Annotated in this window: 27 protein-coding genes and 1 pseudogene; 14 read left to right on the top strand and 14 right to left on the bottom strand. The window is 68.7% G+C overall.

Translation table 11 applies throughout. The features are described 5' to 3' along the window. Positions 1-16: 16 nt before the first annotated feature. From IU448_RS24350 to IU448_RS24335, 4 genes are all read right to left on the bottom strand, one after another. Positions 17-1,099 carry a Vms1/Ankzf1 family peptidyl-tRNA hydrolase gene (locus IU448_RS24350; RefSeq protein WP_195058031.1) on the bottom strand — a complete coding sequence of 361 codons (1,083 nt, stop codon included), beginning with the start codon at positions 1,097-1,099 and terminating at the stop codon, positions 17-19. Between the two features lie 98 nt (positions 1,100-1,197). After that, positions 1,198-2,172 (bottom strand): TIGR03557 family F420-dependent LLM class oxidoreductase, encoded by a 975-nt coding sequence (locus tag IU448_RS24345; protein ID WP_195058030.1) that lies wholly within the window; start codon positions 2,170-2,172, stop codon positions 1,198-1,200. Positions 2,173-2,340: 168 nt separating this feature from the next. Next, the gene (locus IU448_RS24340) at positions 2,341-3,114 is read right to left on the bottom strand and encodes a DUF72 domain-containing protein (protein ID WP_195058029.1); all 774 of its coding nucleotides are present in this window, start codon (positions 3,112-3,114) and stop codon (positions 2,341-2,343) included. A 120-nt stretch (positions 3,115-3,234) separates the two neighbouring features. Then, positions 3,235-4,107, bottom strand: coding sequence for an alpha/beta fold hydrolase (locus IU448_RS24335; RefSeq protein ID WP_195058028.1), 873 nt, complete (start codon positions 4,105-4,107; stop codon positions 3,235-3,237). 202 nt (positions 4,108-4,309) lie between these two features. On the opposite strand from IU448_RS24335, the gene IU448_RS24330 reads away from it, so the two are divergent. The 7 genes from IU448_RS24330 (at position 4,310) to IU448_RS24300 (ending at position 10,306) form a co-directional block, all read left to right on the top strand. Further along, positions 4,310-5,086 carry an AraC family transcriptional regulator gene (locus IU448_RS24330; protein ID WP_195058027.1) on the top strand — a complete coding sequence of 259 codons (777 nt, stop codon included), beginning with the start codon at positions 4,310-4,312 and terminating at the stop codon, positions 5,084-5,086. A 53-nt stretch (positions 5,087-5,139) separates the two neighbouring features. Then, a complete protein-coding gene (locus IU448_RS24325; RefSeq protein ID WP_195058026.1) occupies positions 5,140-6,225 on the top strand; it encodes a dihydrodipicolinate reductase in 1,086 nt (361 codons plus the stop codon). Further along, positions 6,215-6,742 (top strand): carboxymuconolactone decarboxylase family protein, encoded by a 528-nt coding sequence (locus tag IU448_RS24320; RefSeq protein ID WP_195058025.1) that lies wholly within the window; start codon positions 6,215-6,217, stop codon positions 6,740-6,742. Before IU448_RS24325 ends, IU448_RS24320 begins: the two co-directional genes overlap by 11 nt. 561 nt (positions 6,743-7,303) lie before the next feature. Further along, positions 7,304-8,365, top strand: a complete 1,062-nt coding sequence (locus IU448_RS24315) for an NAD-dependent epimerase/dehydratase family protein (RefSeq protein WP_195058024.1) — start codon at positions 7,304-7,306, stop codon at positions 8,363-8,365. A 36-nt stretch (positions 8,366-8,401) separates the two neighbouring features. Further along, positions 8,402-9,256 carry an SDR family oxidoreductase gene (locus tag IU448_RS24310; RefSeq protein ID WP_195058023.1) on the top strand — a complete coding sequence of 285 codons (855 nt, stop codon included), beginning with the start codon at positions 8,402-8,404 and terminating at the stop codon, positions 9,254-9,256. Beyond that, on the top strand, positions 9,249-9,962 hold the full coding sequence (locus IU448_RS24305; RefSeq protein ID WP_195058022.1) for a phosphodiesterase: 714 nt from the start codon (positions 9,249-9,251) through the stop codon (positions 9,960-9,962). The genes IU448_RS24310 and IU448_RS24305 overlap by 8 nt, the downstream gene beginning before the upstream one ends. 56 nt (positions 9,963-10,018) lie before the next feature. Next, entirely contained in the window at positions 10,019-10,306 is a 288-nt protein-coding gene (locus IU448_RS24300) for a hypothetical protein (protein ID WP_228814193.1), read from the top strand. 279 nt (positions 10,307-10,585) lie between these two features. Here the strand turns inward: IU448_RS24300 and IU448_RS24295 are convergent, their stop codons facing one another. Continuing rightward, positions 10,586-11,257 (bottom strand): NUDIX hydrolase, encoded by a 672-nt coding sequence (locus IU448_RS24295; RefSeq protein WP_195058021.1) that lies wholly within the window; start codon positions 11,255-11,257, stop codon positions 10,586-10,588. Between the two features lie 53 nt (positions 11,258-11,310). Further along, a complete protein-coding gene (gene lexA, locus IU448_RS24290) occupies positions 11,311-11,958 on the bottom strand; it encodes a transcriptional repressor LexA (RefSeq protein ID WP_195058020.1) in 648 nt (215 codons plus the stop codon). A gap of 165 nt (positions 11,959-12,123) precedes the next feature. Here lexA and IU448_RS24285 point away from each other — a divergent pair, with 165 nt between their 5' ends. Continuing rightward, positions 12,124-12,582: a GNAT family N-acetyltransferase gene (locus IU448_RS24285; protein WP_195058019.1), complete on the top strand. Its 459-nt coding sequence runs from the start codon at positions 12,124-12,126 to the stop codon at positions 12,580-12,582. 15 nt (positions 12,583-12,597) lie between these two features. Further along, positions 12,598-13,431, top strand: a complete 834-nt coding sequence (locus tag IU448_RS24280; RefSeq protein ID WP_195058018.1) for a hypothetical protein — start codon at positions 12,598-12,600, stop codon at positions 13,429-13,431. A gap of 9 nt (positions 13,432-13,440) precedes the next feature. Here the strand turns inward: IU448_RS24280 and IU448_RS24275 are convergent, their stop codons facing one another. From IU448_RS24275 to IU448_RS24260, 4 genes are read right to left on the bottom strand one after another with little or no spacing between them, the layout of a single operon-like run. After that, a complete protein-coding gene (locus IU448_RS24275) occupies positions 13,441-14,412 on the bottom strand; it encodes an SCO2521 family protein (RefSeq protein WP_195058017.1) in 972 nt (323 codons plus the stop codon). Position 14,413: 1 nt separating this feature from the next. Then, complete coding sequence (locus IU448_RS24270) at positions 14,414-15,421, bottom strand: SCO2522 family protein (protein ID WP_195058307.1); 1,008 nt, start codon at positions 15,419-15,421, stop codon at positions 14,414-14,416. Between the two features lie 5 nt (positions 15,422-15,426). Continuing rightward, positions 15,427-16,341, bottom strand: coding sequence for an SCO2523 family variant P-loop protein (locus IU448_RS24265; protein ID WP_195058016.1), 915 nt, complete (start codon positions 16,339-16,341; stop codon positions 15,427-15,429). A 10-nt stretch (positions 16,342-16,351) separates the two neighbouring features. Then, positions 16,352-18,202 carry an SCO2524 family protein gene (locus IU448_RS24260; protein ID WP_195058015.1) on the bottom strand — a complete coding sequence of 617 codons (1,851 nt, stop codon included), beginning with the start codon at positions 18,200-18,202 and terminating at the stop codon, positions 16,352-16,354. Positions 18,203-18,453: 251 nt separating this feature from the next. Here IU448_RS24260 and IU448_RS24255 point away from each other — a divergent pair, with 251 nt between their 5' ends. Beyond that, positions 18,454-20,034 carry a Na+/H+ antiporter gene (locus tag IU448_RS24255; RefSeq protein WP_195058014.1) on the top strand — a complete coding sequence of 527 codons (1,581 nt, stop codon included), beginning with the start codon at positions 18,454-18,456 and terminating at the stop codon, positions 20,032-20,034. A gap of 5 nt (positions 20,035-20,039) precedes the next feature. Here IU448_RS24255 and IU448_RS24250 read toward each other — a convergent pair whose 3' ends face one another. From IU448_RS24250 to IU448_RS24240, 3 genes are all read right to left on the bottom strand, one after another. After that, entirely contained in the window at positions 20,040-20,669 is a 630-nt protein-coding gene (locus IU448_RS24250) for a UdgX family uracil-DNA binding protein (RefSeq protein ID WP_195058013.1), read from the bottom strand. Positions 20,670-20,674: 5 nt separating this feature from the next. Beyond that, the gene (locus IU448_RS24245; RefSeq protein WP_195058012.1) at positions 20,675-21,004 is read right to left on the bottom strand and encodes a plasmid stabilization protein; all 330 of its coding nucleotides are present in this window, start codon (positions 21,002-21,004) and stop codon (positions 20,675-20,677) included. Between the two features lie 153 nt (positions 21,005-21,157). After that, positions 21,158-21,670 carry a MarR family winged helix-turn-helix transcriptional regulator gene (locus IU448_RS24240; protein WP_195058011.1) on the bottom strand — a complete coding sequence of 171 codons (513 nt, stop codon included), beginning with the start codon at positions 21,668-21,670 and terminating at the stop codon, positions 21,158-21,160. On the opposite strand from IU448_RS24240, the pseudogene IU448_RS29820 reads away from it, so the two are divergent. The 4 genes and pseudogenes from IU448_RS29820 to IU448_RS24225 all read left to right on the top strand — a co-directional run. Next, positions 21,664-22,794 (top strand): annotated as a pseudogene (locus tag IU448_RS29820) (MMPL family transporter); the annotation flags it as partial. The gene IU448_RS24240 and the pseudogene IU448_RS29820 overlap by 7 nt on opposite strands. A gap of 333 nt (positions 22,795-23,127) precedes the next feature. Then, entirely contained in the window at positions 23,128-23,802 is a 675-nt protein-coding gene (locus IU448_RS29815; RefSeq protein ID WP_416383044.1) for an MMPL family transporter, read from the top strand. 191 nt (positions 23,803-23,993) lie between these two features. Next, positions 23,994-24,494 (top strand): hypothetical protein, encoded by a 501-nt coding sequence (locus tag IU448_RS24230; RefSeq protein WP_195058009.1) that lies wholly within the window; start codon positions 23,994-23,996, stop codon positions 24,492-24,494. A gap of 96 nt (positions 24,495-24,590) precedes the next feature. Further along, complete coding sequence (locus IU448_RS24225) at positions 24,591-24,962, top strand: VOC family protein (RefSeq protein WP_195058008.1); 372 nt, start codon at positions 24,591-24,593, stop codon at positions 24,960-24,962. Positions 24,963-25,070: 108 nt separating this feature from the next. Here IU448_RS24225 and IU448_RS24220 read toward each other — a convergent pair whose 3' ends face one another. Next, positions 25,071-26,228, bottom strand: coding sequence for a DoxX family protein (locus IU448_RS24220; RefSeq protein ID WP_195058007.1), 1,158 nt, complete (start codon positions 26,226-26,228; stop codon positions 25,071-25,073). Positions 26,229-26,454 lie beyond the last annotated feature (226 nt).

Raw genomic sequence — 26,454 nt, 5'->3', positions numbered from 1 at the left:
CCAGGGCCGGCGCGGTTCAGGTGTGCCGCAGCAGGGCGCCGACGCCCTCACTGGGGACGGTCTCCGCGTCGACCGGGGTGATCGTTCCGCCGCGCACCAGGACACCCACCGGTAATGCTTCGTCGGCCCGGCAGGTCTGCGCGGACATTTCGGACAGGGCGCCGAGCGCGGCCGGGTCGCGGACCGGTTCGGGATCCAGCCGTACCGTGCGGTCGCCGAGCGTCGCGGCGTTGACCAGCAGATTTTCGGTGTTCGCCGCCAGCAGCGCCGAAACCGTCGCGGAAAGGCCGGCGACGGCCGGACCGTTGTCGCGGCCGCGGGCTTGATCGAACCGCGCGACCGCCTCGTCGCGTACCACCCGGGCCTCGGCGGTGATGAGATCACGAACATCGGCGTCGAATCCGCCGGGATCGGTGCCGGCCGCCCGGCCGCCGGATTCGACCTCCACGACCCGCGCCGTCACCGTGCCTAGCGCCCGGCGGACCTCGGCGCGGGCGGTGACATCACCGGCCAGCACCACGATCCGCGCCCGGATCCGTTCGGCCAGGTTCTTCAGTTCTGCGGCGATATCGTCGGCATTACGCCGGACCGTTTCCTCCACCCGCCGCTGCATCGACAGATGCGACCAGCCGCCGCCGTGCCGGACCTTGTGGACCGGATGTCCCTCGCCTTCGACGGTTTCGCCGACCACATTGCCTTCGTCGTCGACTCCGTACAGTTCCGAACCCACCTTGTCCACCACCGCCACCACGTGTGGAACCTCCTCGGTTTCGCATTCGATGAGCGGCAGCAGATAGGGCAGCGGCGAAACCCGGACGATTTCCGGCTGTACCGGCCGGGGGAGCCGCCGGTCGATCAGCACCCGTTCGGAGTCGGCGATCAGTACGCGTCCCGCGCGGCCCGGTTCGGGTGGGCTGCCGGTGACCGCCGCCGCCAGCGATTCGATCATGCGGTCCGTGGCCCCCGCGGCCTCGAGGCGTTCGGCGAGGGCTCGCCAGCGCAGTGTGCGCTGCTGTTCGGCGTCCTCGGTGTCGTGTTCGGCGTCGATGTACAGCGAGGCGAACGGGCCGGGTCGTTGCGCTACTTCTCTGATACTCATGCCAGTCACGTGGTGGCGCGTACCCGGCGCGACCCGATCGAATCACGGTGTCCCGAACCGGTCTGCGGCCGGTCGGCAAAACCGTTCGGCGTGGCGGCTCAGCCCGGCTGGGCAGTGAGTTTGCGTAGCGGCTCGTCGAGTTCGGCACGGTAGAAGTCGAGGAAACCGTCGGGGTCGGGTCCCGCGTTCTGCATGACGAGATGGTCGAAACCGGCGTCCACGAACGGCTGCGCGACTTCGAGGTAGCGTCGCGGGTCCGGGCCGCAGGCGAATTTCTCCAGGATGTCCTGCTCCCGCACAGTGGCGGAGGCGGCGGCGAAGTTCACCGGATTGGGTAGTTCGCTCATCACCTTCCAACCGGTCATCGCCCAGCGTGAGGTGTCGTGAGCCGCGCGGGCCGCGGTCTCGGCGTCGGGCGCCCAGGCCATGGGGACCTCGGCGTAGCGCGGTCCGTCCCCGCCCGCCGCGCGATAGCCGGAGACCAGTTCCGGTTTCGGCTCGGTGGCGAACAGGCCGTCGCCCAGCTCGGCGGCGATTTCGGCGGCCTGGCTGCCTCCGGCGGCGACCGCGATCACCGGCGGCTCGTCGGGCAGGTCGAACACGCGGGCGTCGGAAAGTCGCAGATGACGGCCGTCGTAGGACTGGTATCCGCCCTGCCACAGCAATCGGATGATCTCCAAAGCCTCCCGTAACAGCGCGTGCCGACCGGCGACATCGACGGGGAATCCCTCGCCGACGATATGTTCGTTGAGCCGTTCCCCGGAGCCCACGCCGAGGGTGAACCGGCCGTCCGAGAGAAGGGCCACGGTGGCGGCGGCCTGCGCGATGATCGCCGGGTGGTAGCGCACGGTCGGACAGGTGACACCGGTGGCGAGTCCGATCCGGTCGGTTTCCGCGGCGATCGTGCCCAGGACCGACCAGGCGAACGGCGAATGTCCCTGGTTATCGAGCCAGGGGTGGTAGTGGTCGCTCATCTCGACGAAATCGAAACCGGCTTCTTCGGCTTGTACGGCCTGGCGGACCAGTTCGCCGGGCCCGAAGGCTTCGGCGGCCAGCTTGTACCCGATCTGCATGGGTTCCTCCGGAACTGTCGATGGCGGGTGCGCACGGACAACAGTTGCGCGCAGATACCGGACACCGGTCGCGGTACCCGAGCGCCGGTGGGTGAAACGCGAGGTCCGCCCGAACCGGGATCAGCGGTGCCCGATTCGGGCGGGGCGAGTCAGCGCGCCGCTGATCGGTCAGTCGTTCTCGGGCAGTCGGCCGGGTGTGCGTGTGACGGTGGCGCCGGCGGCGGTGGCGAGGTGGGCGAACGAAATCGCGTCGTGGATCGCGGCGCCGCCGGGATCGTTGTTGAAGTAGATGTGCAGATCGTGCTCGCCGGGCCAGGCCGCGGCGAGTCGTTCGGTCCAGGTGCGCAACGCCTGCCGGCCGTAGCGGGGCGGCGGCTCGGCGCGGCCGTGGTGCAGCCGCAGATAGCCCCAGTCGGTGGTACGCCACAGCGGTGTCACCGGCCGCGACCCGGCATCGGCCCAGCACAGTGCGGCGTGGTTGCGTTCGAGGACGGCGCGCACCGCGGGCGTCCACCACGATTCGTGTCGCGGTTCGACCGCGACCCGGACCCCGGCCGGGAAACGGCGCAGGCACGCCTCGAGCAGATCGGGGTCGGCCCGCAGCGTGCCGGGCAATTGCACCAGGACCGGGCCCAGCTTCGTGCCGAGACCTTCGGCGTGATCGAGTAACCGCGCCACGGGTTCGGCGGGATCGCGCAGCCTTTTCATATGGGTCAGGAAACGGCTCGCCTTCACGGCGCAGCGGAAATCGGCGGGTGTGCGATCGTGCCAGGCGGCGAAGGTCTCCCGGCCGGGCAGCCGGTAGAAGGCGTTGTTGTTCTCGACGGTCGCGAAATTCCGGGCGTACTGCTCGAGCCACAACCGCTGCGGACAGGTATCCGGGTAGAGGATGCCCCGCCAGTCCCGGTACTGCCAGCCGGATGTCCCGACATACCACGGCATCGCGGCTCACCCCGGCCGTCTGCCGTGGCCGGGCCGGGGCGTCCGGTCGCAAGACCGACACGTCGTCATATGGGGTGACTACCCCGGAGCGGTCAGTGCATTCGAGAATCGGCCTGCCGGTCAGGTCGGTGCGGGCCGGTCGAGCCAGCGCAGCAGGGCGGCGGTGACCTCGGCCGGCCGTTCTTCCATGAGGAAATGATCGGCGTCCAGCCGCACCAGGTCGGCGTCGGGTATCCGGTCGGCGAGTTCCTCGGCGGTGCGCATCGGGATCGCCGGATCGCGAGTGCCCCAGATGACGGTGGTAGGGCAGGCGATCTCCGGTAGCCGGGCTCTCAGTTCGGGTCGCGTCCGCACTTCGTATCCGGACCAGAAATGCGTGTACCAGCGGCGGCCCGCCGGCGTGCGCAGCATCGCGAGGTAGCCCGCCAGCTGTTCGGGGTCGAAGCTGCCGTTGCGCAGGTAGCGTGCCAGGCCGATCCGGTGGACGGGGTACACCGCCGGGGTGGCCAGCAGGCGGCGGGTCGGGCGGTGCCGGCAACCGGCGGTGAACGTGCCGAACAACAGCCGGTACGGCATCGTGAAACTACGGTGTGCCCGCGAATTCAGGATCGCCAGCCGCCGGACCCGATCGGGATGGCGCTGCACGAAACCGAGCCCGAGGAAGCCACCGTAGTCGTGACAGGCCAGATCGACCCGGTCGAGCCCCAGGACGTCGAACATCCGCGCGATCCGGTCGACTTCGCTGTCGTAATCGCAGGACAGGGCGGTGTCGCGGGCGGATTCGCCCCAGCCGAGCCAATCGGGCGCCAGTACCCGCCGCCGCGCCGACAGCGGGCCGATCTGGTGCCGCCAGGTCCGATGTGATTCCGGCCAGCCGTGCAGCAGGACGAGCGGGTCACCGGTGCCCGCCTCGGCGTAGCACAGTCGGGCACCGTCGACCGTTGCCTGCTTCAACTCCGGTTCCGTTCCCGAGTCGATCGGGTCTGTGGTCATCGCCGTCCACCTTTCTCGTTCCCGGGCAGCCTGTGCCGGGAGGTGTGTGCGCTCTCTCTCCAGGGCCGGCTGTGCTGGAAGGTGCGTCGTTTTCCAGCGACTGGTGCCGGGAGGGCGTCGGCCCGGGCGGGGTTCTCGTAGTGCTGGTCACCGGTACTGGAAGGGTGCCGCTCCTCGATCCCGCGCCGGTATCGTCGCGCATATGACACAGGTGGCACTTCCGGAAACGTGCGCTGCGCCGGCGACCACGGCCCGGCTGTGGGTGCGCCTGGGGCACGCCGTCTATCTGGGGCCGGGGCTGGGACTGGACGCGCATTCGACTGCTGTCCCGTCTCTCGGTGTCGGTATCGATGCGCCGTTCCGGGTACGGGCGGGCGGGCTCCCCGATATCTCCGTCCGGAGCTTCCTGTTCCGCGCCCGGATCACTCACCATGTGGTGCAGAGCCAGGGCCGCATACTGTTCTGTTTCTTCGACCCGACCAGCAGCGCCCTCGCCCGCTGCCTCGGCGGTATGACCCGCCGGGCGGGGGACTACCCGTATGCACACCGCAACGAAGCCGATCTCGTGGCACTGTGCCGGGAACCGGAGCCGGATATCGAGCGGCTGCTCGACCTGGCCAGTATCCCGGTGCCCACGATCCGCGATGCCCGGATCGCCGCCGCCGCGGCCCGCATCCGCGCCGATCCGGCGCATCCGCACCGGGCGGCGGAAACCGCCCGCGCCGCGGGGCTTTCCACCTCGTATTTCCTGCGGACCTTCGCCGGGCAGACGGGAACCAGTTTCCGCCGCTACATCCAGTGGGCGCGGATGGTGCGTATCGCCCGCTCCTACGCCGCCGGTCATGATCTGACCCGGGCGGCAGCGGATGCCGGATTCGCCTCGCCGTCGCATTTCAGCGATACCTTCCGGGCGATGTTCGGGCTCACCCCGACCGCGTTCACCCGGATCGGTGGAGAACTGCAGATCATCGAACAGTGAGCGGCGCCGCGAAACCGGCCCTTTCGCAACCAAGCGCTTGCTACGATTCGCGGATGATCTCGACGGTCGTCTGGGGGACCGGCAATGTGGGACGTGCCGCGATACGTGCGGTGGACGCCCACCCCGAACTCGCATTGACGGCCGTGGTCGTCCACAATCCGGACAAGCACGGGCGGGACGCCGGCGAACTCGCCGGGCTGGACCGGCCGCTCGGCGTCCCGGCCACCACCGATATCGACGGCGTTCTCGCGGACGGCCCCGATGCCGTGGTCTACGCCGCGTCCGGCGATATCCGGCCCGACGCCGCGCTCACCGATATCGTGCGCGCGGTGGGCGCCGGCGCCGTGGTGGTGACCCCGGCCCTCTACGCCCTCTACGACCAGCGCGGCGCACCGCCGGAAGTGCGCGAACCCGTACTGGCCGCCGTCGAATCCGGCGGGGGATCACTGTTCGTCTCCGGGATCGACCCCGGCTGGGGCAACGATGTCCTGCCGTTGCTGATCAGCGGTCTCGGCAGTGTGGTCGAGGTGGTGCGCTGCCAGGAGATCTTCGACTATTCGACCTACGATCAGCCCGACTCCGTCCGATACCTGGTGGGTATGGGGCAGCCGATGGACCAGCTGCCACCCATGGTGGCCCCCGGCGTGCCGACCATGGTGTGGGGCGGGCAGGTGCGGCTCATGGCCCGCGCGCTCGGGGTCGAACTGGACGAGATCCGGGAAGACGTGCAGCGATTGCCGCTGGCGCAGACGGTGGAGACCGCGACGATGGGTGAGTTCGCGGCCGGAACCCAAGGGGCGATGCGTTTCGAGGTACAGGGCATCGTGGCCGGGGTGCCGCGGATCGTCGTGGAGCACATCACCCGCATCCATCCGTCCTGTGCGCCGGAATGGCCGGCCCCGCCCAACGGGTCGGGCGCGCACCGGGTGATCATCGAAGGGCGACCGCGTATCGAGGTCACCGTCGAGGCCACCGACGAGGGCGGCAACTACGCGGCCGGTGGTAATGCCACCGCCGTCGGGCGCCTCGTCGGCGCGATCGACTGGCTCGTCGACGCCGCGCCCGGTCTCTACGACGCACTCGACGTACCGCTGCGGCCGGCGGCCGGCAAGCTGGGAAGGAACAGCCATGCGAGTTGACATCCCCGAAGGCAAGGACCCCATCGGCTATGTATGGGGGGAAATGGTGCCCGGTATCGGCCCCGCCGCCGCGCAGTTGTCGCTGGCGGTCTACGAGCACACCACGCTCGGTCTGCGCGAGTTCGAGGCCGCGCGGTTGCGAATCGCCCAGATCAACGGATGTATTTTCTGTCTGGACTGGCGCACCGAACGCGACGGGCAGAAGGTGGAGGAAGGATTCGCCGACGCCGTCACCGATTGGCGCGCAGCCGCTGGACTCGACGATCGGACCCGGCTGGCCGCCGAGTACGCCGAACGTTACGCCCTCGATCACCACAATCTCGACGACGACTTCTGGTCCCGGATAACGGCGCACTACAGCCAGGCCGAGATCGTGGAGCTCAGTATGTGCCTGGGCTCGTGGCTAGCGTTCGGCCGGCTCAACCATGTGCTGGGACTCGACGCGGTCTGTGTCCTACCGGGCCATGCCGGTGGCTCCCGCCCGGGCCCGGCGCCCGACCGGTCACCGGCCGGGTGAACCGCGGCCGGCCCGGCTCTCGCTGACCCCCGTCCACCGGCTTCCATCACGGCGGAGCGGGCTGCCCCCGAAATCGGCCGGGCACCGGAAACTACGTGTGGTGCGCACGGGGCCCGGAGCGGCTCGTCGCCGGGTGCGGCTTCGGCGCGGGCAGGTCGATCCCGCCCCCCGGCCGTCTGCGATCCGGCTCTGTCCTGTGGGCCACTGTTCCCCGGGCAACCCCAGCGGGGCTGCGATGGCCCGCGATCCCGCCGCGCACCCGCGCACCCGGGTACCCGGGTACCCGGCACCGGCGGTCACGGTCGAGCCGCGAGGGTTCCGCTGCGGCAGGACACCCGCCGGACCACCTCGGCCCGAAGCATCACTGCGGCAGTCGCCGGAGAAGGAAGCATCCCCGCAGGCGCGCGGAGCACGGCTATCGCCTGCAAGCGGCTTTCTACCGCGACGGGATCATCCCCGCATGCGCGGGGTGCGGTCCGTCCGACACGGGCGTCGGTGATCGGTGGTGTCGGGCGCGCAGATGGGGGTAAGCCGGAGCCGGAACCGACCCGAGGAGTGCCGATGCGCGTAGTCGTGACGGGGGCGACCGGAAATGTGGGTACCGCGGTGCTCGACGCCCTGTCCACCACACCCGAGGTGACCTCGATCGCCGGCCTGGCCCGGCGTGAACCCGCCGTGGAACGGCCGGGCGTGGAATGGGTGACCGCGGATGTGCGGTCCAGCGATCTCGCGGCGATCTTCCGCGGCGCGGCGGCGGTGATCCACCTGGCGTGGGCGTTCCAGCCCACCCGGCGGCCGCTGGACACCTGGCGCACCAATGTGGGCGGCACCGAACGAGTGCTCGATGCCGTGGCGACCGCGGGAGTCCCGGCCCTCATATACGCCTCGTCGATCGGCGCGTACTCGCCGGGCGCCGGCGATACACCGGTCGACGAGTCGTGGCCGACGGAAGGCTGGCCCGAGGCCTCCTACATGGTCGAGAAAGCCTATGTCGAGCGGATCCTCGACCTGTTCGAACAGCGGCACAGCGAATGCCGGGTGGTCCGGATGCGGCCGGCGTTCATCTTCCAGCGCGCCTCGGCCAGCGAACAGCGCCGCCTGTTCGCCGGACCGCTGGTACCCAACGGGCTGGTCCGCCCCGAACTGCTCCCGGTTCTGCCGTACCCGCGTGGGCTGCGTTTCCAGACCCTGCACAGTGCCGATGTGGCCACCGCGTACGCGGCCGCGGTGGTGGCCGACGTACACGGTGCGTTCAATCTCGCCGCCGAACCCCTCCTGGACCGCATCGAAATCGAGCGCACCCTGGATGTTCGTGCAATATCGGTTCCGCCGCGCCTGGTCCGCACCGTCCTGGCCGGTGCCTGGCATCTGCATCTGGCGCCCGCGACCCCCGGCCTGTTCGACGCCCTCATGCACCTGCCGATACTCGATTCGGGGCGGGCACGCGCGGAACTCGGCTGGGTACCCCGTACCGCCGCCACCGATACGCTGCGGCAGTTCCTCGACGCGTTCCGGCGCGGAACCGGCGGCCCGACCCCGCCGCTGGCGCCGGACGCCGGCGGCACGGCCCGGCACCGCGAATTCGGCTCCGGCGCCGGCGGCCACGATCCGGTCGACGAATAGCTGTGTCACCGCGCGCTAACCGGGTAGCCGCCGCCCATGGCTACTATCGCTCCCTTACCGAGAGAACGTATCGGCGCACCCCTGCGCGCGGTGGTGACCGGCTCCGATTCGGGTATCGGCCGGGCCGTCGCGGTCGCACTGGCCGGTGGCGGCGTGGATGTGGGCATCACGTACCACACGGATGAATCCGGGGCCGCGCATACTGCCGAGCTGGCTCGTGACCGGGGTGCGCGGGCCGCTGTCCGGCAGCTCGACCTCGACGATCTGCCGACGAGCACGGCCGCAATCGACGAACTCGCCGGCGAACTGGGCGGGCTGGACGTCCTGGTCAACTGCGCGGGCACCGGCTCCTCGCAGAAGGCGATGGATATGGATTTCGACACCTGGCGCCATGTGCTCTCCGTCGATCTCGACGGATCGTTCCTGTGCACTCAACGTGCCGCCCGGCATATGATCGACGCCGGTCGCGGCGGCCGCATCATCAATATCACCAGCGTGCACGAGCATGCGCCGAAGGTCGGGGCGGCGCCGTACTGTGCCGCGAAGGCGGGCCTGGGCGCGCTCACCAAGGTGCTGGCACTGGAACTGGCCGAACACGACATCACCGTGAACTCCGTGGCGCCCGGGGAGATCTCGACGCCGATGACCGGCCAGGACGATGCCGACCCGCGTGAGCATCCCCGGCCGGGGCTACCGTTGGGCCGGCCCGGCCACGCCGACGAGGTCGCCTCCGTGGTCGCGTTCCTGGCGACCCCGGCCGCAGGCTATATCACCGGCGCCTCCTACGTCGTCGACGGTGGGATGCTGCTCATGGGCCCGCAAACCAGTCAGTTGGTGCGCGACGAGAACTGGCGTCGGCCGGGCGCGGCACAGGAGGTAACCGATGCTTGATCCGATCACTCCCGTTGTGCGGACCGCGTTCGACACCGGTGCGCGGCTGCGACACGCCCGTTTCTTCCATCCCCGTGGTATCCGGCTGGCCGGGCGTTTCCGGGCGGAACCCGAGTTCGAGGACCTCTTCGGCACCGGTGACCGTGCGGTGATCGCCCGGCTGTCCAAGGGGACGGGCACTCCCGGCACCGTGCCGGATATTCTCGGCATCGGCTTCCGGGTGCTGGCGCGCGACGAACACCCCTGGGATTTCGCGCTCGCCACCACCGGCCGCGGTATGGCCGGCCGGTTCGTGGTCACCCCGGCTCGCGGTTGGTCGCATGCCCGGTACGGATCTCTGCTTCCGTACCGTTTCCCCGATTCGAGTCTGCGCTGGATTTTCGCCGATCCGGCCGGGCCGCAACCGGAGGGCGCCGGGCTGACGGAACTCGAAGAGCATCTGCGTGACCATCCCTTCGATTTCGAGATCACCGCGGCGGGTATGCGCTCGCGCCCACGGACGGTCGGTGAGCTGGCGCTACGCCGGGCCGATCCGGAAGAACACCGGACGGATTTCTTCGATCCGATGCTCAACCATCCCGACGATGTGCAACCGGTACCGCAAGTGGTGCAGCGCATCCGCGAGGCCGCCTACACCGGTAGCCGGCGCGGCCGCGGAGCCGAGGATCGCGAAACCGGGCGGGCCGCCGGGACGCTTCCCGGCTGAGCACAGAAATCGGTGGATACCTGTTTCGACCGGTGGCGCGGGGCAACCCGCCGACCATGAACGGAACCGAAGACATCGGTCAGGAATCCGCCGAAGTATCCGAATGGGCGAGCGTTCCGCCGACCGAGGAGCAATTGGACGAGGACGAACTGGCCGCCGACCCGCTGGAAGAGGGGATGGACCCACCCGACGACTGGTCCGCGGCCGATCGCTATGCGACTACGCCCCGGGAACAACGCGAGGGAGAATCCCTCGACGAACGGCTGGCCGAGGAACAGCCGGATATCGTCCCCGACGGCGAGCAGTCCGGCGCGGCACCCGACAGGGGTCGCCGCCGCGAGTGATGAGCCCGGGCGGAGGTCGCCGGCCGCGCCGGTCACCTTCGCCGAGACTTCGAGCGCCGATAGGGCTGCGCCGGGCAAAAGACGAGGTCTTGGCCGTGGCCGGTCGCGACCGAGCCGTCGAACCATGCCCCGGCTCACCCGCACAGGTATCGGAGGCGAGGGCAATGTGCTTTACCGGGTGACTCCGGGATCGGCTCGGCCGATGTGCGCAGGGCCGTCCGCCGCCGATCGGGTCGGTCCGACCGCACCGAGCCGGATGTCAGCGTCTGCGCGGGCTCGTCAGTGATGGGTCCAGTCGGGCTGCAGGAAATGCGCGACCCGTGCCGCCTCGGACCGTCGCCCGAGCAGCACGACCTCCCGGAACTGCCAGAGCATCGCGCCTGTCGGCGCGTGGATGGTCATATCGGGGGCCAATCGCATCTGCAACAGGCCGGTCTCCGGAGTTGCCGGGGTATCCGGATCGCCGCGGTGCACCCAATGGGGCGCGCCGTCGGCGGCCAGGCGGTGCAGGTCCACGAAATGCACAGAGTGCACTTCGTCGGCGCTGGGCTGCAGGTCCGCGATATCGGACAGTGTCGTGACGATGGGGGTGATGGCGAAACCGGAGGCGGCCGGGAAATCGTCGAGAACACCGAGTACCTCGGCGGGATCGGCGACCAGCCCGAGTTCTTCGTGCAGTTCGCGCGCGGCGGCGCGTTCGAGGGTTTCCCCGCGCTCCACCCGGCCGCCCGGCAGCCCCCACTGCCCGGCGTTGCGACCCCGGTAGGCGCGTTTGATGACGGTCACCGCCGGCCCGGTGCCGTTGTCCACCACGCACAGCGCCACCGCGGCGCGCCGGGGGGCCAGATCGTCCGGAACGGCGATCCGTTCGAACGTGTTCAGCCGGGCGCCGGCGAGCGTACGGAACTCGTCGATATTCTCGGGGACCCGAGGTCCCGGGGCGGTGGCCATGGATTCGATCATGCCCCATCGGCGCGGGGGGCCGGACTCCGGCTCCGGTGCCGTCATAACCGCCGCATCACCGAAACCACCTTGCCCAGCACCACGGCGTGGTCACCGTCGAGGACCGGATACGCGGGATTGCGGGGTTCGAGATAGATATGCCCGCCGCGGCGGCGAAACACCTTCACCGTGGCCTCCCCGTCCAGCATCGCGGCGACGATCTCGCCGGACTGCGCTTCGGGCTGCTGCCGCACCACCACCATATCGCCGTCGCAGATCGCGGCGTCCACCATGGAATCCCCGCGTACCCGCAGCCCGAATACGGTGCCCCGCCCGACCAGTTCGCGCGGCAGCGACAGCACATCGCCGACATGCTCCTCGGCGGCGATCGGGGTGCCCGCGGCAATATCGCCGACCATGGGCACCGCCACGGCATCCTCGCGATCCGCGGCACGACCGGGTGCGGTATGCAGGAACAACCGCACATCCATGGGCCGCGCCATCCCGGCACCACGCCGCAGAAAGCCCTTCTCCTCCAAGCTTTTCAGATGCCTGGACACCGAGGAGGCCGACCGCAGACCGACCGCTGCGCCGAGCCGGCGGGTGCTCGGCGGATAACCGTGCCGGATCACCCACTCCTGGATGGCCGCGAGAATGCGACGCTGACGGTCGGGCAGGGCGGAGGTGTCGAGGTGGTCGTAATCGGTCACCGGTGCATCGTATGACCTGGTACCGACAGCGATTGCGGGGTGCGCCACCGGGTATGCCGGACATGGGACGGTAGGTCCCAGGAGGTATGTACCCGACCCTTACACTGAGCGGTCGAAAGTCTTAGGCTGGAATCGGACGGCTTTTGCCCTGGCATTAGGGAGCACATGGATATCGCGGAGGCGCCGCAGCCGGAATACCGGCAGGCCCGGTTTGCCGACCTCGAGGACATCGCGGCCATCGAAGCCGAGGTGTTCGCGGAGCCGTACCTGTACCTGATGCTACGTCAGCTCTACGATCTGCACAGGGATGAATGGCTGGTCGCCGAAGTGGGGGGTGCGGTCATCGGTTACGCATTGATGCTCGAAAAGAAGGGGGAGGCACTACTTTTCACGTTCGCGGTGGCCAAGCGGTACCAGGGGGCGGGGTACGGGCGCGGCCTGCTGGACCACACCCTGAACGTATGCCGGAAACTGGGCATCCATCGTATCCGTCTCACGGTCCGGCCGGACAATCATCCGGCGAGCAGCCTGTTCAAACAGGCCGGTTTCGTTCCCCGTGAACACGACGAGACCTATTTCGGTGCAGGCGAACCGCGCGATGTCTACGAATACGAGTTCGCCTGAGCGCTAGACTGTGTCATGAACGAGATCCCGTCGTTCGTGAAATCGGCCTCGACCCGGATCCGAAGGCACGCAACGGCTTACACCGAACTCCTCGATCAGCAACGGCACCCGGGCCGGATGGCGCTGGACGAGCTGGACGCCCGGGTCGAGGCGGTACTCGACGAATACGATCCACCGAGCGCGCGCCGCAAACATTCCGGCACCCTGGTTTTCCCACATCTCTACGCCGCCGCCCGGCATCCGGCCGCGGACGAAGAGGAGTGGCGGGTACCCAGCGTCGTAGTGGCCGCGTTGATCGCCGCGGAAGTGGAATTCCGTGGTCCGCTCAAGCTCAGCAGTCGCCAGAACACGCTGTTGGCCGAAGAGTACGAGCGGATCGGCGCCCAGCTGGCGCAGGCGCGGCTGGATACTCATGCGGCGCTGGCCTATCGGCGGGCGGTGGCGCTGTACCGGATCAACGAGGACAACGAATCCGAGGACCGCTGCGGTCTGCTGCTCGCCAGAGCCGAGACGCGGGCGCTCCCACCGGGGCTGCGGCGCTGGGCGGGATTCGGATCGGATGTGCTGTGCGGGCACGGCTACCGGCCCTCCTGGCTGCTGGGCTGGGTGGTCGCCCAGATCACGGTGTTCACCGGGATCGCGGTGGCTTTACCGCTGGAGGGGGAAGACAACAGCGAGGGCGGCACGGTCTATCTGGGCGTGATGAGTTTCCTGAGCCCGCCGGGGCTGGACGATACCGGTGACATGCCCGCCGAGGCGCAGGCGTTGTTCGTGCTCGAGGGGTGGGCCGGTGTCGTGTCGATGTCGGTATTCTTCGCGCTCCTGGTGCGCAAATGGTTCCGGATGTAAAGCCGGCGGCTACCAATCGTTGCCGACCGCATTGTGCCGCAAGGTGTAGAGCGTCGCGACGGCGATATTGTCGCGGAGGCGGCCCAGCAGGGTGGTCCACTGTTTGTTGAATCCCGGGTCGTTCTGGAAGTCCTTCCACAATGTGCGCAACGCGGGCGGAGTATGAGCGCCCGGCATCCACAAGCCGGTGAGATGTTCGAGCGCGGGCGCGAGGATATCCATCCGTTCGCTGCTGTGCAGGGCGAAGCGGTCGGCCTCGTCCAAGACATCGGCCAAGACCGTCAGCAGCCAGTCGTGGACGGCGAGATCTTCACAGAACCGCTGCGCCGCGGCTATATCGGTTTCGTCGCGCAGGATCAACCGCACCGAGCGGACCGTATCGTCGTCCAGGCGCAGCGAGGCGGCGGGGCCGGCGCTGCCGCCGATCCGTGCGGCCCAGCGCAGGCGGGTCGTACCGGCCTGCACCGGCGGGTTCTGATCCAGTTGGGGGTGGGCGCGCACCCGGCCCAGCAGGCGTTCGCTGATAGAGGCGAGGTCCAATTGTTCCGGGTGCGGTGCCTGGGTGAGATAGCTTTCGACCAAGTCGTTTCCGGCGGTCTCTCGCTCCGGGATGCGGGTGATGACCTCCGTGATGCCCTTTCGGCTGATGTAATGCGACCACGTCTGCCGCCGACGTTCGGCGGCGCGCAGAATCCGGGTATGTGCCGACGATTGCAGCACCCGTCCGCCGGTCAGGGAAACACTGGTGGCGACGGTACCGACGATCCGCGCGGTCTGTTCGCCCAGGGCGAGGTCGCAATCGACACCCACCGCGGTGACCGGGGACACCCCGAGGGTGCCCGGCCGCTCCCGCCAGCGGACCGCGCGACCCGGCATGAGCGCCAGCAGATCACCCGCTTCGGCGCGGGCCAGAGCGGCGGCCGAAGGAAGCAGGCAGGTGCGCACCTCGCCGAGGACGACCAGGGGAGTGGCCGATACCATCTCAAGACCCGTCGAGGAGTAGGTGCGACAGCCGCTCGCTGATCTTGCGGGAAACGGTCACCGGGATCTCGTCGGCGGCGCCGGCGGCGACGACCTGTTCCACCACATCGTCGTCGAGATCCAGATGATCGAGTACCAGGCGGACCGCGTGCTCGATCCCGATATAGCGTTTCGGCAGCATCGACAGTGTCTTGTAGGCCGCGAACGGCGCCGCCTCGGGCCGCAGTTGTAGCACCGGTGGAACCTCCGGCCAGCGGCGCGGCCAGGGCTCCCCCCGCCACGGCTGCGGAACCACCACGGGCGCACCGTGATACCGCAGCATACCGAGGCGCAGTAGATGCCATACCGCGGCCAGGAACGGACACGACCACTTGGTCTCCGTGCGCCCGGCCACTACCTGTTTGCTCCACAATTGCACATCGAGGAAGATCGAATGCTCACGCCGCCCGAACTCCTCCGGAGGCTGATACGAGCGGTTGCGCATGGCCATCGCCTGTTCGTGCTCGGACGAACGGCGGCCGTTGCACAACCAGCCCGATTCCGCGGTGGGCGGCCGTCTTCCGGTCTCCGGCGGTGCGGGTTCGGCGACGATCCGCGCGGCCACCATCTCCGCGATCGGGATCGCCTCACCCGCGGGGACGCCGTCGGCGAACGGCGACGTCTGCCAGCAGCCCGATTCGCGGGCGAGATAGTCGATGGTCAACCCGGCGGCATCGGCGGCGTCGAGCAGTTTGCCCAGGATTTCGGCGGGATCGGTATCGGGCTGGAAGTAGTCGTCGATCAGGTAGCAGGTGCTGACGCGGGCACCGGGACCGAAGTCGACCCGCGCCGATTCGATGAACGCCGACACCAGCGGGACGATGCGACGGAACTCGGCCCGCACGCGATCCGGATCACCGATGATGTCGTTGAGATAGAAATGGCCGACCTCGATCGACAGATGTGACAAGGGCACCGGCGCGATCCACGGCTGTTCGGTGGCCTCGCTGTATGCCTGCGTATCACGCATCTCTCTCAAAGCCTCTCCCACATGGCGGTGTCGACGAGCAGGCGGGCCAGTTCGGTGTAGGCCGACGCGGTCTCCGGGTTGGCGATATGGGCGTTCACATCGCTGTCCAGGATCAGTTGCTCGCGCCACTGCAAAACGGGCTCCATGGGGGTTTCGCCCAGGACGGCGGTGGCGCCGAGCCGGTTCGTGGTCGCGAGCCGGCGCAGCGCCACATCCTGCTCCTGTAGCCAGGCGGCCTGCGCGGCGCGCTGCGCGACCGGATGCGAATGGGCATGGGGTACGGCGGTGCGCACATAGCGGGTGGAGCCGAGGAGTTCGGCGGGATCGTGGCCGCAGACCGACCCGGTCTCCAGCAGGCCGTGCGGGCCGTGGACCAGCCCGGCAGCGGCCAGGATGTGCTGGCGGGTCCACCGGTGGAAGATCAGCCAGCGGATGGTGCGGTTGCGCAACTGCGGCAACGCGGTGGCCTGCAGGGCGAGTTCCAGGGCGACCGATCGGCCGGCGCTGAGGTCGACGAACACCACCCGGAATTCCTGTTCCAGCGCCACCAGCAATTCCGCGCATCGGTTCACCACGGCATCGTTGGTGGTGAGGAATTCGGCGCCGCCCTCGTCGCCGGGGAACAACACCAATCGGCCTGCGCGCGGGCCGATGCGTTTGAGTTCCGGGCGGTCGGTGGCCGTGCCGACATCCACGCGGGCCGCGGTACCGCTCTCCCCGAGCAGGTAGGAGTGCACACCGCCGTCGGCGATACCCCGTTCGACCGTGCTGATCTCGTACAGCGCACCGGCGGTCGGGGAACCGAAATCGAAATCGACATAGGCGACGTTGCGGCCGGTGAGGCAGAGCCGGTACGCGAGGTTACAGCTGGTCACCGACCGGCCGGTGCCGCCCTTGTCGGATGTGGAGAAAATAAGCACTTACGCCGCCTCACCGGGTCGCGTCCTGGCGCGCGTACGCCAGTTCGTCGAGCTGCACCAGGGCCTGGGTCGCCAGGCTGTAGGCCGTACCGGGGCGTTCCCGCAGCACACTGCGGGCGCGGTCCAAAGTTTGCCGGATCCGGTTGACCGCGGCCTGTTTCGGCGTCGGATCGGCGCCTTCCACCTCGAGTTCTTCCTGATTGAGCAGATGGTCGGCCTCGCTCATCAGGTCGATGGCGCGGGCGACCATACTGCTCGGTGCCAGCGGTGCTTCCCGGAACGTGTCGTAGGCGATCACGAGACATTCCATGATCCGTTCGGTGACGAACCAGGAGGGCCCGGGGCCGGGTGCGACCGAGGGGCCGAGCAGGGCGACGGGATCGTCCCACAGCCCGGCCGCGGGTCCTTCGCGCAGGACCCGCCGGTCGAGGTGATCCATGGCGGCTTCGGCGAGCGCCATCAGCTGATCGCGGGTGCCGACGTCGGTGCGCAATCGCGCGGCCTGCAGGCAGCGTTTCAGCATCATCGTCACGAAATCGGGGACATGCCAGCGCAGTGCGGCCCCGCCGCTGATCTCCTCGCTCCCGGAAAGACCGAGCCGGACCCCGGGATAGTGCAGGATCGCGGCCGGATCACCGGCGGTGAGGCGGCTGGTTATGCGGCCGCGGCGGGCCAGCTGGTCGAAGACGGCGACCGTACGGGCGAGGTCCTCGGTGCTGTCGCGGTACACGAGGTCCTGGATGAGCATCGCGGTGACGGTGAGGCTGAAATAGTCCGATTCCTCGCCGTCGGAGGTGCGCCAGGGGATGTCCTCGAGCGGCCAGCGGCCACCGCCGAACTGGGCCACCGTCGCCCAGTAGTTGCGGGCGAGTTCGAACCGCAACTGCAGCGCGTCGGCCAGTTTTCGTTGTTCGTCGGTGAGTAGATCGAGTTCTCGGATGCGCTGGGAGGACAGGTCGCTGATACCGTCCAGCGCCACCGCCGTGAAATACAGGTAGGGGCGGGGTTCGGCATGGCCCGGTAGCCGGCCGACCGCGCTCGGAACGAAATCGATGGGTTCCGCGGTGCGGACGATGCCCCAGCCCCAGCCGCATTCGAAGAGCCGCCGGTCGTCGGCGACGTCCACCTCGCTGGCCTGGCTGAGACGGACCTCGTTCGCGGCCTGCACACGTAACCGTTCCAGCCGGGCCGACAGCCGGGCGATCACCTCGTCATCAGGCGCGTGATTCTGGTTGATCATGTGCAGAATCGCTTGCCCGGCCTCGGATCTCGGTTCCGGTGTGTGGATCACGAAACTGCGGACCAGCCCTGCCATCGCCGCGGTCAGCCGGACTCCCACCGCGTCGATCACCTCCGGAATCCGCTCGCTGAGCCGGCGCGCCTCACGCCGCACCTCACCGCTGACGAAACGCTGGTAACCGCGCAGGAACCGCAGTGCCGCGATACAGAGGCTCAGCGACATCGAATAGGAGTCGACCACCTCGAGTTCGAGCTCTTCCGCGGTGAGCGGGCGGTCTTCGGCGGGATGCAGGTAGCTGCCGGCGGCGAAGACGGGATCACCTTCCGGGCTCGTGTAGCGCTGCAGATAGTCCTCCAGCAGGCCGACCAGGACGCCGCCGATCCGGGTTTCTTCGCCGAACGGCTCGAGTGCCAGGCGGGTATCGGCGGCCATATAGTTCGGCTGGTCCACCGCGAACGCCTCGAGTTCGGTGGCCGGATACAGCAGGCACAGCAGTTGTTCGGCATCGCTGATGGAATTGGCGCCGTCGCGGCCGCCCCAGCTCCATTCCTCGTCCCGATAGCAGCAGGCGAGTACCGCCTGCCACAGATCCAACAGCTGCTGCCGCGGCCTGATTCTCATGCTCTGCCCTCGCCCCCGCGTCCGATCGGCCGCGTCGACCCTGTGAGTACCTAAAGTGTGCCTCGTAATCGTTCGCAAGGCCAAGGAAACGGTGAGTTTCCCGGTTGCCGCGAAATAACCTGCGGGGCAGATTCTTCCGGAGTTCAAGTTGATAGCGCCCCTTCGCCGGAGCTTCGCGCAAGATGCCGATTTCGCCGTACTCCGGCATTGCACCCGGCCGCAACGGCCCGCACATCGCAGACTGGACGGTCATGGACCAGTTGGTGCTGATGTTCACGCTTCTGTTCGCCGCGGTCCTCGCCGAGGCGCTGGGCCGCCGGATCGGCGTGGCCTCCGCGGTGCTGATGACACTGTTCGGCTGTGTGCTTGCGCTGCTGCCGTTCGTTCCCCAGATCCGGATACCGCCGGACTTGATCTTGCCGCTGGTATTGCCGCCGCTGCTCTACGCCGCCGCGCGCCGCACCTCCTGGCGCCAGTTCGCGGAGAACTGGGAACCCATCGTGCTACGTGCGGTGGGGTTGGTGATCGCGACCGCGGCGGCGGTCGCCGCCGTATTCCACGCCTGGTACCCCGGCCTGCCGCTGGCCGCGGCCGTCGTGCTCGGGGCGATGGTCGCGCCGCCGGATCCCGTGGCCGCGACCGCGCTGGCCGGCCGGCTCGGGTTACCGCGGCGGCTGGTGGTGGTACTCGGCGGCGAAGGACTGTTCAACGACGTCACCGCGATCGTGATCTATTCCGTCGCGATCGAGGCGGTGGTCACCGGGCATTTCTCGGCCACGCACGCCGGTCTCGAATTCGTCGTCTCGGCCGTTGTGGCGGTGGTTGTCGGACTGCTGCTCGGCATGCTGGGTAGCAAACTCACGGGATACCTCGCCGAGGCGAGCTGGCAGGTGGCGCTGAGCCTGCTGCTTCCGTTCGCGGCGTATGGACTCGCCGAATCGTGGGGCGGCTCCGGGGTGCTGGCGGTCTTGGTGTGTGCGCTGTACCTCACCGACGCGGCGATCGAGTTCGGCGATTCCGCGTACCGGATGGTGGGTGAATCGTTCTGGGATATCACCGAGTTGCTGATCAGCGGTTTCGCGTTCGGCCTGATCGGTCTCGAACTGAGCGCTGTACTCGCCGCCACCGGTGACGACTGGCCGCAATTGGTGGCCGGCGCGGCCGCGGTGGTGGCCGTGGTCGTGGTTCTGCGGCTCGTCTGGCTGATGGTGACCTGGTGGCTTCGGGGCACCTGGTGGCGCGACGAGGACGCCGACGAGCCGTACACCTGGCGGGAAACCGTGGTCACCTGGTGGACCGGTATGCGCGGGGTGGCGACCGTCGCGCTGGCGCTGGCCATTCCCTTGGCCACCGAAGCGGGCGCCGATTTTCCCGGCCGCACCGAGATCCTGTTCACCGCATTCGCGGTGGTGCTGTTCACCCTGCTCATCCAAGGGCCGACACTGCCGCTGATCGTTCGGTTCACCGGTGTGCACGCCGATACCCGCGCCGAACGCCGGCTGGAACGGGACCTGTGGAAACGTGTCGTCGACGCCGAACTGGCCCGGCTCGAGGAACTCGCCGAATCCGAGGACATCCCCGACGAGCTCTACGAACGATTGCGGGAAGGCGTCCGTAAACGCATGGCCCGGGCCGATCCCGAGGCCGCCGGTGAGCAGACACGGGCGCAGGTGGAACGGGAGGCCCGGCTGGCGGCCACGGTCAAACGGATCAGAACCGAACTCACCGAAGCCGGCCGCCGCGAAGCGCTGGCCGCGCGTCGTGAACCGGGCATGCCACCGGATCTCGTGGACCGGGTCACCCGGCGACTGGATCTCGGGCCCACCCGCTGAACGGCTCAATCCCGGGCGGCGGCCGCGCGGATGCGGGCGAGATCGTCGAGGAATTCCGCGTAGGCGGTTGTGCGGTCGGGCGCACGCAGCACCGAGGACGGATGCACGGTGGCGGTGATCCGGTAATCCGGCCGTTGCACGACCTGTCCGCGGAGTTCGCCGACGGTGGCGGACGGACCGAGAAGAGCCTTCGCGGCGACCGCGCCCAGGCATACCACCAGATCCGGCGCCACCAGCTCGAGCTCGGTCGCCAGCCAGGCCGAGCACGCGACCACCTCGGTGCGGCTGGGCTGCTTGTGGATCCTGCGTTTACCGCGTTCGGCGAATTTGAAATGTTTCACCGCGTTCGTCAGGTAGACCGCCTCGCGGTCGAAACCCGCCTCGTCGAGGGCCCGGTCCAGGAGCCGCCCGGCCGGGCCGACGAACGGCTGCCCCTGGGTGTCCTCCTGGTCGCCGGGCTGTTCGCCGACCATGACCACCGACGCATCGACGGGACCTTCGCCGAACACGGTCTGGGTGGCATTGCGGTACAGATCGCAACCACGGCAGCCCGCGGCCGCTGCCCGGACCGTGTCCAGATCGGCGTCGGCGGGGACGAACTCGGCCGCCCCGACAGGTTTCGCGGTGGCGCCCATCTTCGTTACGACCGGCCCAGCGCGTCGGCGAGTTCGTCCTTGCTCATCTTCGAACGGCCTGGTATCCGGCGGCGCCGTGCCTCGTTGTACAGCTGGTCACGGGTCTGGCCCTTCGGTCCGCTGCTGTGCGACCGCTTCCCGCCGCGCTGTTGCGGTGACATATCCCGGATCGATGAGCGGCTCGCGGTTTTCGACCGGCCGGATTGCGCGCGGTTCTTGTTGACCGTGCGGGCGGCGATCTCCTTCGCACGTTTCGTGCCCGCGCCGCGATCCTGCTCCGAATCCTTGATGTGCTCGTACTGCCGTTCCTGTTTACCTGTCCATTCTTTCGGCATGACACACCTCCTGTCGATGCGCTGTACCCGTCTGGCACCGACGTAATCACCCGGGCCGCGCCGCGCGGCGACCTGTGGTCATACCGGATGTGTCCGCGCGACGGATTCGGCCACCCCGTCGATCTTTCGTTTCGATCCGTTCGAGATCTTTCGTCAGCTGCCGGCCGGCCGTTGCTCGGTGAGCGCGGTGTGGTGGTCCCGCATGGCGGCGACCACCGATTGGAGCACCCGGTGGGCGGCGCGCAGATCATCGGTCGGCAGAGCGGTCATGGCGGCGCGGGTGCGCCGGCCCAGCGGGGAGAAGAATTCGCCGGCCACCGCCATCCCGTGCTCGGCATAGTGCAGCAGGACGCGCCGGCGGTCGCGGGCGTCGATTTCCCGCTCGATATGGCCCGAGGCGATCATTCGTTCCACCAGGTAGGTGATGGCCGCGGGGGACAGGCCCATGAGTTCGCGGAGTTGTCCGGCGGTGAGCGGCCGGCCTTCGGCATCGGCGGTGGCGATATGCATGAGCGCGCGGAAATCGGTGCTGCGCAGGCCGTGCGAATGAGCGAAGAGGTGGGCGATCTGCTCGGAGATCGCGGTGAGCGCGCGGATATCGGTGGCGATATCGGTCTCGGCGGAGTCGCGCGCCGCGGTATCGGCCGTGTCGCCTGTTGGTGTCACGCTCGGAGGTCCTCCCTGTTCTGATCGGCGCACCGAGTGTAGTCGCGATCTTGCGTATTATTTCAGTTTCTGAAATAGTCGGCCGGGTGAATGCGTGGGAGCGCTATGCCGCACTGGTCACCGGCCGCCGTTCGTGGTGGCTACTCGTCGCCGTCGTCGTCGCGGCCTGCGCGGCGATTCTCGGGGTCGGCAGCAACGACGACGCCGGCCGGGCGCCGACCTCGCTACCGGAATCGTCGGAATCCGCGCGGGTGAAGGCCGCGGTGGCCGAATTCCCCGGCGGCGCGGACGCCCCGGTCATCATCGTGATCAGCCGCGCCGACGGCGCTGCGCTCACCGAACGCGACCTCGCGGCGGCCGAAGCGGCCGTCGGTGCGGTCGCGGGCACGGAGGCGGGCGGTCCGGGGCTCGTGCGCTCGCCCGACGGTGCGGCTGCGCTGGGCCGGGCGAGCGTATCGACCGAACTCAGCGGCGAAACCCTCACCGAGGAGATCGACCGGCTCCGCGAGGTGGCGGCGCAGCAGACCCCGCCCGGACTGATCATGCAGATAACCGGCGGTCCCGCGTTCGGCGCCGATATCGCCGATTCGTTCGCCGGCGCGGATATCACCCTGCTGGCGGTCACCGCACTGGTGGTCGCGGTGCTGCTGATCATCACTTACCGGTCTCCCGTGCTGTGGCTGCTCCCGCTGCTGGTGATCGGCCTCGCCGACCGGACCGCGACGAGTGCCGGTACCGCGCTGGCCCGGCTGACCGAGCTGAGTTTCGACGGTTCCACCTCCGGTATAACCAGCGTTCTGGTGTTCGGCGCGGGTACGAATTACGCCCTGTTGCTGGTCTCCCGCTACCGCGACGAACTACACCGCTACCGCGACCACCGGCATGCACTACGCGAAGCGGTGCGCCGCGCCGGCCCGGCCATCCTGGCCAGTAACGTCACCGTGGTCCTCGCCCTGTGCACCCTGTTGCTGGCGACTCTGCCCAACACGCGGTCGCTGGGGTTGATGGCCGCGGCGGGACTGCTGGTCGCCGTGGTGTTCGTCCTGCTGGCGTTGCCGCCCGCGCTCGCATTGTGCGGCCGGAACGTCTTCTGGCCGTTCGTTCCGCGGTTGCGCGCGGACGACATCACCGAGCGGGGCGTCTGGCACCGGGTCGCGACCTGGGTCGTGGGGCGGCCGGCGACCGTATCGGCGGCGGCGATCGTGGTCCTGCTCGGCTGTTGCGCCGGTCTTTTCGGAGTATCCATCGGGTTGTCGCAGACCGAGCAGTTCCGGGTCGAGGCGGAATCGGTCGACGGTTTCGATACCTTGGCGGCGCATTTCCCGTCCGGCTCTTCCGATCCCACGATCGTGCTGGCCCGCCATGGGACCGGCGACGAGGTGCGCGGGGCCTTGTCGGCCGTTCCGGCGATCTCGGCGGTGAACCCGGCCGGCAGTCATGCGGGTACGGATCGGTGGATGGTTACGCTCGACGCCGCGCCGGAATCCGCGCGGGCCTTCGACACGATCGAGCGGATGCGTGCGGCGCTGGCCGAGGTGCCCGCGGCGGAAGCGCTGGTCGGCGGCAGTGACGCGCAGGCTCTCGATACCCGCGATGCCGCCCGCGGCGATCAGTTCCTGGTCATCCCGCTGATCCTGGTGGTGGTCTTCGCGGTACTGCTGGTGCTGCTGCGGGCCGTACCCGCCGCGGTGCTGCTGATCGCGGTCACCGTGCTGAGCGCGCTCGCGGCCCTCGGTCTGGGCAGTGTGGTCGGCACTCATCTGTTCGGCTTCCCGGCCCTGGACACCACGACACCGCTGTTCGCCTTCCTCTTCCTGGTGGCGCTGGGCGTCGACTACACCATCTTCCTGGTGACCCGGGCCCGTGAGGAGACCCCGGACCACGGCACTGTCGCCGGTATGGTGCGCGCGGTTTCGGCGACGGGCGCGGTGATCACCAGTGCGGGCATCGTGCTGGCGGCGGTGTTCTGTGTTCTCGGTGTGCTGCCGCTGATCACGCTCACCCAGCTCGGCATCATCGTCGGTATCGGCATCGTGCTGGATACGTTCCTGGTGCGCACCGTGGTCATTCCGGCGTTGTTCACCCTGGTCGGCCCGAAGGTCTGGTGGCCGAACGCGCTCGCAAGCAAGTGAAACGAGCCCGCTTGACACCCGCGAAAAAGGTGAGGCTAGCCTGAATTCGCACTTCGACGAGTGTGCGGTCGACTGGTACCGCCATGGCCGCCGGAACCACTCGCCGTGCGGTGAGCCCAGTTCGGCCCAGACTCTGAGGACTGCGCCCTACCGGTCGATCCTCGATATCGCGAACAGTGAAAGAAGGACCAATGCTTACCGTCCACGAAAACGGTGTGCCGTTGAATATCTCGTATGCCGACCTCATGAAGTACCACGGCCCGGGCTTTCCCGGCGGTGTCGCCCACGCCTACTGCGCCATGCGTGACGCCGTCGCCGTGCTCGGTACGGTCGAACGTCGTGCGGTCACCGTCCGCACCGCGTTCCCCGGACCGGGCGGTCGTGACGCCATCGAGATGGCGCTGCGGGCCGTCACCGGTGACCGATTCACCGTCGACGCCGATCTCGCAGCGACCTCCCGCGGTACCACTCTCGCCCGGTATGTCTGGGAATTCGGTTACCGCGGAAAAACCGTGCGAGTGCAGCTGCGCGATGCGGGGTTCGTCACCGACGAGTTCATCGCACTCGGCGCGAAAACCGGCCGGACGCCCGAGGAAGACGCCCGGCTCACGGTGCTGAAACAGGAGATGGCCGAACGGCTGCTGTCCGCGGCCGCGGGTGAGGTCTACGAAGAGGTCGCGGCGACGGCCTGAACGGCAACCACCCGGCCGGTGCGGTGCGGCGAGGTTTTTCCCGGTGTTCGCCCGGGTATGCCGTGACAGTTGTCCGGTCGAGAAGGAGGGCTGTCCATGGCCGCCGCAGGTGTCGAGGGTTTGCGCACAGTCGTTCTGGACTGCCCGGACCCGTGGAAACTGGCCGAGTTCTATCTCGGTCTGCTCGGTGGGGAGATAGTCCGGCCGGAAAGCGACGACACCTGGGTGGCGATGGCCGATCCGCAGGGCCGCCGCCTCGCCTTCCAGCTCTGCCCGCAGTACCGGCCCCCGAGCTTTCCCGACCCGGCGGGTTCCCAGCAGATTCATCTGGATATCCGCGTCGCCGATGTGGAAGTCGCCGAACCCGCGGTTCTCGCCCTGGGCGCCACCCTCATCCAGACCACGGATACGTTCCGGGTGTACACGGACCCGGTGGGACACACCTTCTGTTTGGTCTGGCTCGAATAACCGCCGGCCGCCGCGACACCGCCCGGGCCGAGAACTCGTCCGCGGGACGTACCTCGATAAGTGGATGCCCGGGCACGGTGACCGTGCCCGGGCATCGCCGGTATGGGGTCAGCGGTGCTTCGCCGCGTCCGCCCGTCCCTTCCGGTATGCCTTCTCCAGTTGTGCCCGCTGTTTCTTCAACTGGGCGCGCTGCTGCTTCGCCGCCGCGCCGAGTTCACCGCCGCGGTTCTTCGAATAATCGGCGAGACCGGCGGCACGATTCTTGGCGGCCTCGGTCAATTCCGGTCCCTTGGCCTGGGCGGTCCCGGCGAGTTCGCTGCCTCGATGTTTGGCGGCTTCCGCGACCTCCTCGCCCCGGTGCTTGGCGACATCGGCCAGTCCCGCTGCCCGCCGCTTCGCCGTCTCCGCCCATACCGGGCCCCGGGCCTGGGCGGTATCGGCCAATTCGCCGCCTCGGTGCTTGGCGATATCCCCTATTTCGGCGGCGCGGCCCTTGGCCGCCTCGGCCCATCCGGGCCCGCGATTCTGCACGGTATCGGCCAGTTCGCCGCCGCGATGCTTGGCGATCTCGGCCAGTTCGCTCCCCCGGTGCTTGGCGATATCGGCCCATTCGGAACCGCGGTGTTTGGCCGCCTCGGCCCAGTCCGGGCCACGTTCGCGGGTGAGTTCGGCCAATTCCGCCCCTTTACCGGCGACGGTGCCCGCGAGCTCCTGGCCGCGCTCCGCGGCCTGCTGTAACTGGTGGCGCGCCATCTCGCCGGTTCCGTTACGGCTCGACGCGCCGACCGGCAGGGCGCCGCCGACCGTGGCCGCGGCCTTACGGGCGGCCCGCCGGCCCCGCCAGCCCAGCGACGGTTTGCCCGCGGTATCCGCCGCGGCGATCATCAGCCCACCCAGCAGACCCATATCCTTCAGGAATGCGGTCCGCTTCGCGGCCTTGCGTTCGGGGTCGGTTTCGGCCCAGAAATTCTGTTCGGTGACCGTCGCCGGCACCACGGTGGCCGCCAGGGCCAGCGCCGCGGGCCGCGGCGCCTTACCCAGCGCCAGCAGCGTGCCGCCCGCGATCTGGACGGCCGCGGTGACCTTGACCAGCGTGTCCGGGTCGGAGGGGAGCGACGATGCGACATTCGACGGCAGCGATTCCTGCCCTTTGACCACCAGGTTCGACGCTTCCTGTACCCGTGATTGCGGATGCATCAGGGTTTCGACGCCGTTCGCGACGAACGTACTCGCCAGCAGCGGCCGGGCAAGCCGACGTATCAGCATGGTGTGCATCCCTTTCCTCGGTGTATCGCATCTGTCACAGCCGGAAACCAGGGGAGGTTGCCCAGCGTACTGGCGATCTACCCGGCATTCGGTGCGGGAAACAGCGTGGCGTCGCGCGTGTCGCGGCGCCGGTGCCCGGTGTGGCCGGACGTCACGGCGCTCATGGCCAACATCACACCGGCGGCCCGCGGCCGGACAGAGAACGGTCAGGGGAACGGAATATGCT

The sequence above is a fragment of the Nocardia flavorosea genome (assembly GCF_015477805.1).
Classification (GTDB): domain Bacteria; phylum Actinomycetota; class Actinomycetes; order Mycobacteriales; family Mycobacteriaceae; genus Nocardia; species Nocardia flavorosea_A.
The sequence above is the reverse complement of the archived record's forward strand: the minus strand, read 5'-3'. Positions and strand labels throughout refer to the sequence as shown.

What these genes read in the sequence shown, in the direction of transcription:
- IU448_RS24350 (WP_195058031.1), bottom strand. Translation starts at nt 1,099, where the DNA reads ATGAGTATCAGAGAAGTAGCGCAACGACCCGGCCCGTTCGCCTCGCTG.
- IU448_RS24345 (WP_195058030.1), bottom strand. Translation starts at nt 2,172, where the DNA reads ATGCAGATCGGGTACAAGCTGGCCGCCGAAGCCTTCGGGCCCGGCGAA.
- IU448_RS24340 (WP_195058029.1), bottom strand. Translation starts at nt 3,114, where the DNA reads ATGCCGTGGTATGTCGGGACATCCGGCTGGCAGTACCGGGACTGGCGG.
- IU448_RS24335 (WP_195058028.1), bottom strand. Translation starts at nt 4,107, where the DNA reads ATGACCACAGACCCGATCGACTCGGGAACGGAACCGGAGTTGAAGCAG.
- IU448_RS24330 (WP_195058027.1), top strand. Translation starts at nt 4,310, where the DNA reads ATGACACAGGTGGCACTTCCGGAAACGTGCGCTGCGCCGGCGACCACG.
- IU448_RS24325 (WP_195058026.1), top strand. Translation starts at nt 5,140, where the DNA reads ATGATCTCGACGGTCGTCTGGGGGACCGGCAATGTGGGACGTGCCGCG.
- IU448_RS24320 (WP_195058025.1), top strand. Translation starts at nt 6,215, where the DNA reads ATGCGAGTTGACATCCCCGAAGGCAAGGACCCCATCGGCTATGTATGG.
- IU448_RS24315 (WP_195058024.1), top strand. Translation starts at nt 7,304, where the DNA reads ATGCGCGTAGTCGTGACGGGGGCGACCGGAAATGTGGGTACCGCGGTG.
- IU448_RS24310 (WP_195058023.1), top strand. Translation starts at nt 8,402, where the DNA reads ATGGCTACTATCGCTCCCTTACCGAGAGAACGTATCGGCGCACCCCTG.
- IU448_RS24305 (WP_195058022.1), top strand. Translation starts at nt 9,249, where the DNA reads ATGCTTGATCCGATCACTCCCGTTGTGCGGACCGCGTTCGACACCGGT.
- IU448_RS24300 (WP_228814193.1), top strand. Translation starts at nt 10,019, where the DNA reads ATGAACGGAACCGAAGACATCGGTCAGGAATCCGCCGAAGTATCCGAA.
- IU448_RS24295 (WP_195058021.1), bottom strand. Translation starts at nt 11,257, where the DNA reads ATGGCCACCGCCCCGGGACCTCGGGTCCCCGAGAATATCGACGAGTTC.
- IU448_RS24285 (WP_195058019.1), top strand. Translation starts at nt 12,124, where the DNA reads ATGGATATCGCGGAGGCGCCGCAGCCGGAATACCGGCAGGCCCGGTTT.
- IU448_RS24280 (WP_195058018.1), top strand. Translation starts at nt 12,598, where the DNA reads ATGAACGAGATCCCGTCGTTCGTGAAATCGGCCTCGACCCGGATCCGA.
- IU448_RS24275 (WP_195058017.1), bottom strand. Translation starts at nt 14,412, where the DNA reads ATGGTATCGGCCACTCCCCTGGTCGTCCTCGGCGAGGTGCGCACCTGC.
- IU448_RS24270 (WP_195058307.1), bottom strand. Translation starts at nt 15,421, where the DNA reads ATGCGTGATACGCAGGCATACAGCGAGGCCACCGAACAGCCGTGGATC.
- IU448_RS24260 (WP_195058015.1), bottom strand. Translation starts at nt 18,202, where the DNA reads ATGAGAATCAGGCCGCGGCAGCAGCTGTTGGATCTGTGGCAGGCGGTA.
- IU448_RS24255 (WP_195058014.1), top strand. Translation starts at nt 18,454, where the DNA reads ATGGACCAGTTGGTGCTGATGTTCACGCTTCTGTTCGCCGCGGTCCTC.
- IU448_RS24250 (WP_195058013.1), bottom strand. Translation starts at nt 20,669, where the DNA reads ATGGGCGCCACCGCGAAACCTGTCGGGGCGGCCGAGTTCGTCCCCGCC.
- IU448_RS24245 (WP_195058012.1), bottom strand. Translation starts at nt 21,004, where the DNA reads ATGCCGAAAGAATGGACAGGTAAACAGGAACGGCAGTACGAGCACATC.
- IU448_RS29815 (WP_416383044.1), top strand. Translation starts at nt 23,128, where the DNA reads ATGGTTACGCTCGACGCCGCGCCGGAATCCGCGCGGGCCTTCGACACG.
- IU448_RS24230 (WP_195058009.1), top strand. Translation starts at nt 23,994, where the DNA reads ATGCTTACCGTCCACGAAAACGGTGTGCCGTTGAATATCTCGTATGCC.
- IU448_RS24225 (WP_195058008.1), top strand. Translation starts at nt 24,591, where the DNA reads ATGGCCGCCGCAGGTGTCGAGGGTTTGCGCACAGTCGTTCTGGACTGC.
- IU448_RS24220 (WP_195058007.1), bottom strand. Translation starts at nt 26,228, where the DNA reads ATGCTGATACGTCGGCTTGCCCGGCCGCTGCTGGCGAGTACGTTCGTC.